Raw genomic sequence first — 6,947 nt, forward strand, 5'->3', positions numbered from 1 at the left:
CAGCGCCGATCGACATAGACGGTTTTATAGTCATAGGGCATATCAATCGTCGCTGATTCAGGCGATGTGTGCCAGTCCGGACGACGGTGGACCGCCGCCACCGTGCGCGCCAAAAACCTAACGAGATCTTGCGGGCGCTCAGCGACCGGGCACCCGAACCGGCCGGTAACGCCAGACGATCATGGCGAGCGTGCCGGTCAGCAGCCCCCAGAACGGCGCCCCGATGCCGGCGATATGAATCCCCGAACCGGTCACGAGAAACGTGAGTGCGGCCGCTTCGCGATTGTTGGCCTCGTTCATGGCCGACGCCAGCGAGGTCGCGATCGCCGGAAGCAGCGCCAGCCCCGCGAGAACGGCGACCAGAGCCGCCGGCAACGCCTGTAGCGCGCTCGCGATCGAGCCGCCGCACAACCCCGCCGCCGCATAGGCGATACCGGCTGCCACCGTGGCTTGATAACGGCGCTCCGGGTCTTCATGCGCGTCCCGCGTCAGGCAGATACCCGCCGTGATCGCCGCCAAACAAGTCACGAAGCCACCCCACGGCGCGAGCAGGATGGTCAGCGCACCGGTCACTACCAGAATGGCCGAAATTGGAGGTCGATAGCCGGCATTTTCCAGCATGGCCACGCCGGGCGCATTCTGCGATGCCATGGTGACCACGAACAAGGGCACGCCGATACCCAGCATCGCACTGATCGAAAAGGCCGGTGTGATCGGGGCCGGCGCGGCGATGTGCCACTCCAGCGCCGTTACCGACAGATGACCTTCGACAGTCGCCGCCGCAGCCCCGGCGACAAGCATGACGAGCACGGCATAGCGCGGAACGAGACGACGCCCGAGCAGCCAGGCGGCGAGCGCTGCGATCATGATCCAGCGATCGTGACCGCCAATGGAAAACGCATCGAGACCGAACTCCAGCAACACGCCGGCCAGCATGGCCGAGGCCAGCGATCGCGGCACGCGTTCCATCAACCGTGCGAACGCCCCGGTCAGCCCGCAGATCAGGGTCAACGCGCCGCAGAACATGAAGGCGGCTACGGTTTCGCCGATCGAATGCCCGTGCACGCCGACCACCAGAAGCGCCGCTCCGGGGGTGGACCAGGCGGTCAGAATCGGCCGACGAAACCACAACGATAACCCGAGCGTGCTGACGGCCATGCTCAGGCCGAGCACGGTCATCCAGCTACCGATCACGGCCGGCGCCGCACCCGCGGCCTGAAAAGCCTGAACGACGATGATCGCCGCGCCGGTATAGCCAACCAGTACGGCGACCAAACCCGCGGTCGCCGGCGGTAAACAAGCAGACAGTTTCGAGGCAAAACCCATGGCGCTATGCGATAGAACAGTTCCTTGTGCGTTATAACGCACAACGCAGTCCAAACGAAATGGCGCAGACGCGAGTGGTTATGATGGGCGAAACACCACCGTGTCCCGATGCATGCCCGACGCCTCTGCTACCACGCCCTCGATCGGCGCTCGCCTACGCACACTGCGGCGCGCTCAAGGCCTCAGCCTGGACCGGACGGCGCAACGCACCGGCATCAGCAAGGCCATGCTCGGCCAGATCGAGCGCGGGGAATCGAGCCCGACGATCGCGACGCTTTGGAAGATCGCCACCGGCCTCGATATGGCGCTGTCCCATTTCCTGGCCGACGATCAAAACGAGCGGCCCCGGTCCTCGGTGCACCGGCAAAACGCCTTCGACTGGCACGCCGACCGGGCGGGAATGAAAACGCGTACCCTGTTTCCTTTCGACGCGCGCCTGGGGTTTGAAATGTTCGCCGTCGAATTCGAACCCGGCGCGGTCAGCACGTCATCCGCCCACGCGGCCGGCACGACCGAGCAGATAGTGGTTCTCGATGGTGAACTGATCGTCGAAACCGGCGCGGCGCGTTATGTACTGCGCCCCGGCGACACGTTGCAGTTCGCCGCCGACCGGCCGCATACCTATCGCAACACAGGCACACGAACCGTGCGCGCACACGATCTAATCCACTACGCGTCATGAAAAACGGCACCAAATGACCTATTGCCAGCGCTCCGGAACGACGGTCCGGCCCGTTTCCGCCGAGCGATAGGCCGCCTCGACCAGCCCGAGCGTATTGAAATTGTCCGCGCCGTGCGTGGCGGCCGGACGGCCGGCACGCCGGCACTCGAGCCAATCGCGCTGCAGATTCACCACGCTTTCCTGGATCACGGCCCAGGGTTGTTCGCTCCACGACGGCGACTCCGGCGTGACATCCCGGCATTCCTTGGCCTCGCCCGGCCGATGCAGTTCGAGCGAGAAATCCTGTTTCAGCCGGATCGAACCGCGATCGCCGTCGATTTCGATCAAGCTCTGCGGGAAGGGATCGTCGGCGAGCACGCTCGCGTAGCTGCAATCGACTACACAGGTCGTGCCCCGATCGTGGCGTAGCATGATCGTGGCCGTATCCTCGCCGTTGATGTTCGGGGTGATCCGGGCGGTCTCACAGGATAGACGGGCCACGTCGCCGAACAGTGCCCGGGCAATATCCAGCACATGGATGCCCAAATCCTGAATGATGAATCGCGGCAGTTCGGCCAGATAGGGCTGGTTCGCGAACACATCGAAACCGCTGCGATAACTCACCCGCCCGAAGAACGGCTCGCCGATCGCGCCATCGGCGACCAAGCGAACGACTTCGCGGATCGCGCTCTGCCAGCGGAAGTTCTCGTGAATGGTCAGGCTGATGCCGGATTGTTCGCACTGTACGATCAGATCCCGGGCCATATCGAGCGGTCCGGCGAACGGCTTCTGACAGATAACATCCACGCCGTGCCGGGCCGCGGCCTCGACCAATTCGGCATGGGCCGGGGTGGGCGCTGCGATATCCACAAAGTCCAGATCGCAGGAGTTGAACAGCGCCTCGATATCGGTAAAGCCCTCGGCTATATCGAAGTCCTGCCGGAAACGCGCGACGTTGGCTGGCACCCGATCGCAGACCGCCACAATGTTCGCCCCCGGCAAATCGCGCCAGGCCTGCATCTGGTTGCGGGCAAAGAAGCCGCAGCCGATCAGGGCGCCGCTCAGTACGCTTTCTTTCTTTTCGCCGTTCAACGCGATTCTCCTCGAAACAGTCCGGCTACAGTCCGGCTCTGGCGCATCGGTCGCTTCGCCAATACAGTGATGATGTCATCATACCAATGTGGCAATGTCGACGACTTTAGCACGGCGTATCTTGACTCAACACGCCGGCCCGGCACGGCTTTCCGGCCGTTGTTTCGAGGACAGGCAGATGCCTTGTGACGCCCAAACCCTGATCCGCCGCTATGGCACGGCGGCACCGGAAACCGAGCCGCAAGCGCTTGCGATCGGACGCACTACGCTGCTCTGGCACGCCGGCGCGGTACGGCGGCTGGCATTCGACGGCGTCGAAACCCTGCGCGGGCTTTCGACGGTCATTCGCGATGCCCGCTGGGGCACGTGCCGCCTCTCGACCGCCGCTTCGGACGTGACCCGCCGCGATTCGGCGATCGAGCTCCGCCAGGAAAGCCACTTGGTAAATCAAGGCGATTCTATTCTGAGCACGGTACTGACTCTATCCGTCGCCGAGACACGGCTGGAGGCCAGACTACGCCTGGCCGCCGAACAACCATTCGAAACCTGTCGCAGCGGGCTGGTCGTCCTACTGCCCCTGGCCCACGTGATCGGGCGTGCCGCCACGGTGATTCACGACGACGGCAGCGAGGAGGCCGGCCGGCTCGATGAACGCATCAGCCCGTCGCAGCCGTTCTTCTCGATCCGCCGTCTACGGCTCGCCCCGACCCCGGCGCTGGACATGACGCTCGACCTCGAAGGCGATGTCTTCGAGATGGAAGATCAGCGCAACTGGTCCGATGCCTCGCTCAAGATCTACAACCGGCCGCTGGCCTGGCCATCGCCGTATCGGCTGGAAGCCGGCGAATGCGTCGAACAGCGGGTGAGCCTAACGATCGAGACCAACGCCGAAGGGAGCGCCCATGCCTGATGCTGTCAGCGTGTCGGTCCGCAAGACCGATGGCTGCCGGCTGCCACCGTTGGGCGTCGGGCTCTGGACCGATCGGCTGGAGCCGGCGGCCACGCTGGTCAGCCAGTTCGAGCGGCTGGACCCGAATCACGTGGACATGCTGGTGGATCTGCGCCAGCCCGAAAACCTCGACCGCCTCGAGGAGACGTTGTCGCTGTGTCGTCGGCGGGCCCTGCCGGTCTGGCTGTACGCGATCACGCCGGACACGCAGCCGGGCGCGGCACTCAAAACCCTGGCCCATCGCCTGAACAGCGCCGCGATCGAATTGGCCGGTATGCTGCTGACGCCGGCGGCCTATCTCGCCAGCTATCAGCCCGATGGCGACTGGCCGACCACCATCTCGCCAGAGGAATTGCGGGCACTGGGCCGCGAAATCTGGCCGACGATGCGCCTGGGCGGCGGCTTCCCAACCTATTTCACCGAACTCAACCGCTGCCGGCCCGACCCGGTCGCCATCGACTTCCTCACCCATGCCACGTCGCCGGTCGTACACGCCGCCGACGATCTCTCGGTCATGGAGAGCCTGGAAAGCCTGCCGCATGTCTTCGCCTCGGCCCGCGCGCTGGCGCCGGACGTACCCTACCATGTGACCACCAGCGCGATCGGCGCCTGGACCAATCCCTACGGCGGCACGCTGACACCGAACGCCGAGAGCGAACGCGTCACCCTGAGCGACAACGACCCGCGCCAGCGTGGCCTGTTCGCCGCGGCTTGGTCGCTCGGTTATATGGCGCAAACCATCGGCCGGGTCGACGGCCTCACGCTTTCCGCTATCGGCAAGCCGTTTCCGATCGCCGATGCAACCACCCGTTATCCGATCTTCGACGTACTTCGGGGGATGGGCGCCGGCGCCGGGCGCCAGGCGCTGGCCGGCATTAGCGATATCGATGACCTTGCGGCGCTGGGCTGGGTTCGCGATGACGGGCGAGCCGAATTATGGCTCGCCAATCTTACGGTCCATACGCGCGCTGTGCACATCGCTGACTCATATCGAGCCGCCGTCCTCGATGAAAACACCGATCTGGCCTGCGTCGCGCCTGATGACTGGCCGCTCGACCGGCTTGAGCCGCAAGGCGATACGCCGTTGACGCTCGCGCCCTACGCGGTGGCACGAGTCGAGCTGCCATACCAGTCGGTTGATCGTCATTCAACTTAAGGCGCATTATCAAGGTATACTCATCATACCAATACTATTAGGCGCAATGATCACCCGGAGCGCTGGCCGAGGCGTACATGGCCGAGACGACGAACGAGCACGAGTTGGAAAAGCGAACCATTTACAAAGCGGTCTGGCGCCTGGCGCCGGCATCGAGTCATCCATGAAGATCGGATTGAGCACCTACGCCTTCACGTGGCGAGGATCGCGGCACGTGCACGAGCCCATGACGCTCGCCGACATGCTGCAGGAAACCGCCACCCTCGGCGGGACCGTGTTTCAGATTTGTGACTATCCGGCCATCGAAAACTTTTCGACGGACCAGTTGGAAGCGCTGCATCGGCGGGCCCGGGAGCTGGGCATCACGCTTGAACTCGGAACGCGTGGCCTGACGCCGGAGAAACTGACGCGCTATCTGGATATCGCCGAAGTACTGGATGTCTCGCTCCTGCGCTCGATGTTCAACGATGCCGAATCCCAATCCACGGCGGCCGAGGCTGAGGCCAGGCTGCGCGAGATCGCCCCGCGGCTGGCGCGCCAAGGAGTCACGCTGGCCCTGGAGACCTATGAACAGGTCGCCGTCGCCACCCTCATGGCCGTCATCGAAGCGCTCGATCATCCCCGTATCGGCGTCTGCCTCGACCCGGCCAACTGCGTGGCGGCCCTGGAGATGCCCGACGACGTGATCGAGCGAACCGCCGACCGCGTGACGAATCTGCATATTAAGGATTTCCGCTTCACGCGGGCTGACGGCTGGGTCGGCTTTCGGCTGCTCGGCTGCCCGCTGGGCGAAGGCCTGCTGCCCTTCGGCGCGATGCTCGAACGTGTCAAGCCCGTGGAGCGCGGCATCAATCTAATCGTCGAGCACTGGCTCGACTGGCAGCAAGACGCCGAGCGCACGGCGGCCGTCGAAGCCGAGTGGACGCGTCACAGCATGAATATTCTCAGGAGCATCGAATCATGAACGATTATCGGCAGATCGCCCTGGTCGGCGCGGGCGGCAAGATGGGGATGCGGATCGGCGCCAACCTGGCCGCATCCGACTACCGGGTCCACTACTGCGAAACCGCTCCGGCCGCCCGCGAACGCCTGGCCGCCGAGGGTCGCGAGGCCAGCGATATCCGCGTCGTAATCGCGGACTGCGATCTGGTCATCCTCGCCGTGCCCGATATCGCGCTCGCTTCGGTGACCGCCGAGCTGGTGCCGAAAATGCGCGCCGGGGCGACCCTGCTCACCCTCGATCCGGCCGCGGCCTATGCCAACGTGCTGCACCAGCGCGACGACATCCGCTATGCCGTGGCCCATCCCTGTCACCCATCGGTGTTTCTCGATCGCCGGACCGACGCGGAATCCGCGGATGCCTTTGGCGGTGTGGCCGCGACCCAATCGGTGGCCGCCGCCTTCGATGACGGCAGCGATGCCGAGAAAGCCGTGCTCGAACCGGTGATCCGCGTGATGTACGGCCCGGTCGACACCGTGCATTGGGTAACGGTGACCCAGCTGGCCTATCTCGAACCCACCCTGGTCGAGACCGTGACCTGCATGCTCGGCACCTTCATGAAGGAAGCGCTAGACGAGACCGTGGAACGCACCGGCATGCCGCGCGAAGCCGCCGAGGCCATGCTCTACGGGCATATTCAGATCGCGTTGGCGGTGGCCTTCAAGAGCACCAATCCGTTCTCGGATGCCTGCATGGTCGCCATCGACTACGGCCGCGACGCCATCATCAAGCCGGACTGGAAAAAGATCTTCGATCAGGCGGA

7 protein-coding genes are annotated in these 6,947 nt (G+C 64.5%); 5 read left to right on the top strand and 2 right to left on the bottom strand.

Features of this window, described 5'->3' with window-relative positions; translation table 11 throughout:
• Positions 1 to 138: 138 nt before the first annotated feature.
• Complete coding sequence (locus VFJ08_RS02980) at positions 139 to 1,326, bottom strand: benzoate/H(+) symporter BenE family transporter (RefSeq protein ID WP_324995008.1); 1,188 nt, start codon at positions 1,324 to 1,326, stop codon at positions 139 to 141.
• A 112-nt stretch (positions 1,327 to 1,438) separates the two neighbouring features.
• Between VFJ08_RS02980 and VFJ08_RS02985 the strand changes: the two genes are divergently transcribed.
• A complete protein-coding gene (locus tag VFJ08_RS02985) occupies positions 1,439 to 2,008 on the top strand; it encodes a helix-turn-helix domain-containing protein (RefSeq protein WP_324995011.1) in 570 nt (189 codons plus the stop codon).
• Positions 2,009 to 2,026: 18 nt separating this feature from the next.
• Here the strand turns inward: VFJ08_RS02985 and VFJ08_RS02990 are convergent, their stop codons facing one another.
• Positions 2,027 to 3,079 (bottom strand): Gfo/Idh/MocA family oxidoreductase, encoded by a 1,053-nt coding sequence (locus tag VFJ08_RS02990; protein WP_324995013.1) that lies wholly within the window; start codon positions 3,077 to 3,079, stop codon positions 2,027 to 2,029.
• A gap of 178 nt (positions 3,080 to 3,257) precedes the next feature.
• Here VFJ08_RS02990 and VFJ08_RS02995 point away from each other — a divergent pair, with 178 nt between their 5' ends.
• From VFJ08_RS02995 to VFJ08_RS03010, 4 genes are all read left to right on the top strand, one after another.
• Positions 3,258 to 3,989, top strand: a complete 732-nt coding sequence (locus tag VFJ08_RS02995; protein WP_324995015.1) for a hypothetical protein — start codon at positions 3,258 to 3,260, stop codon at positions 3,987 to 3,989.
• Positions 3,982 to 5,184, top strand: coding sequence for a hypothetical protein (locus VFJ08_RS03000; RefSeq protein WP_324995017.1), 1,203 nt, complete (start codon positions 3,982 to 3,984; stop codon positions 5,182 to 5,184). The genes VFJ08_RS02995 and VFJ08_RS03000 overlap by 8 nt, the downstream gene beginning before the upstream one ends.
• Positions 5,185 to 5,347: 163 nt before the next feature.
• Positions 5,348 to 6,148 (top strand): sugar phosphate isomerase/epimerase family protein, encoded by an 801-nt coding sequence (locus VFJ08_RS03005; protein ID WP_324995018.1) that lies wholly within the window; start codon positions 5,348 to 5,350, stop codon positions 6,146 to 6,148.
• Positions 6,145 to 6,947: phosphogluconate dehydrogenase C-terminal domain-containing protein (locus VFJ08_RS03010; RefSeq protein WP_324995020.1), on the top strand; the 803-nt coding region annotated here is incomplete at its 3' end. The genes VFJ08_RS03005 and VFJ08_RS03010, both read left to right, overlap by 4 nt.

It is taken from the genome of Salinisphaera sp., from assembly GCF_035690525.1.
Classification (GTDB): domain Bacteria; phylum Pseudomonadota; class Gammaproteobacteria; order Nevskiales; family Salinisphaeraceae; genus Salinisphaera.

Excerpts from the sequence above, each read along its gene's own strand:
- VFJ08_RS02980 (WP_324995008.1), bottom strand. The coding sequence starts at position 1,326 with ATGGGTTTTGCCTCGAAACTGTCTGCTTGTTTACCGCCGGCGACCGCG.
- VFJ08_RS02985 (WP_324995011.1), top strand. The coding sequence starts at position 1,439 with ATGCCCGACGCCTCTGCTACCACGCCCTCGATCGGCGCTCGCCTACGC.
- VFJ08_RS02995 (WP_324995015.1), top strand. The coding sequence starts at position 3,258 with ATGCCTTGTGACGCCCAAACCCTGATCCGCCGCTATGGCACGGCGGCA.
- VFJ08_RS03000 (WP_324995017.1), top strand. The coding sequence starts at position 3,982 with ATGCCTGATGCTGTCAGCGTGTCGGTCCGCAAGACCGATGGCTGCCGG.
- VFJ08_RS03005 (WP_324995018.1), top strand. The coding sequence starts at position 5,348 with ATGAAGATCGGATTGAGCACCTACGCCTTCACGTGGCGAGGATCGCGG.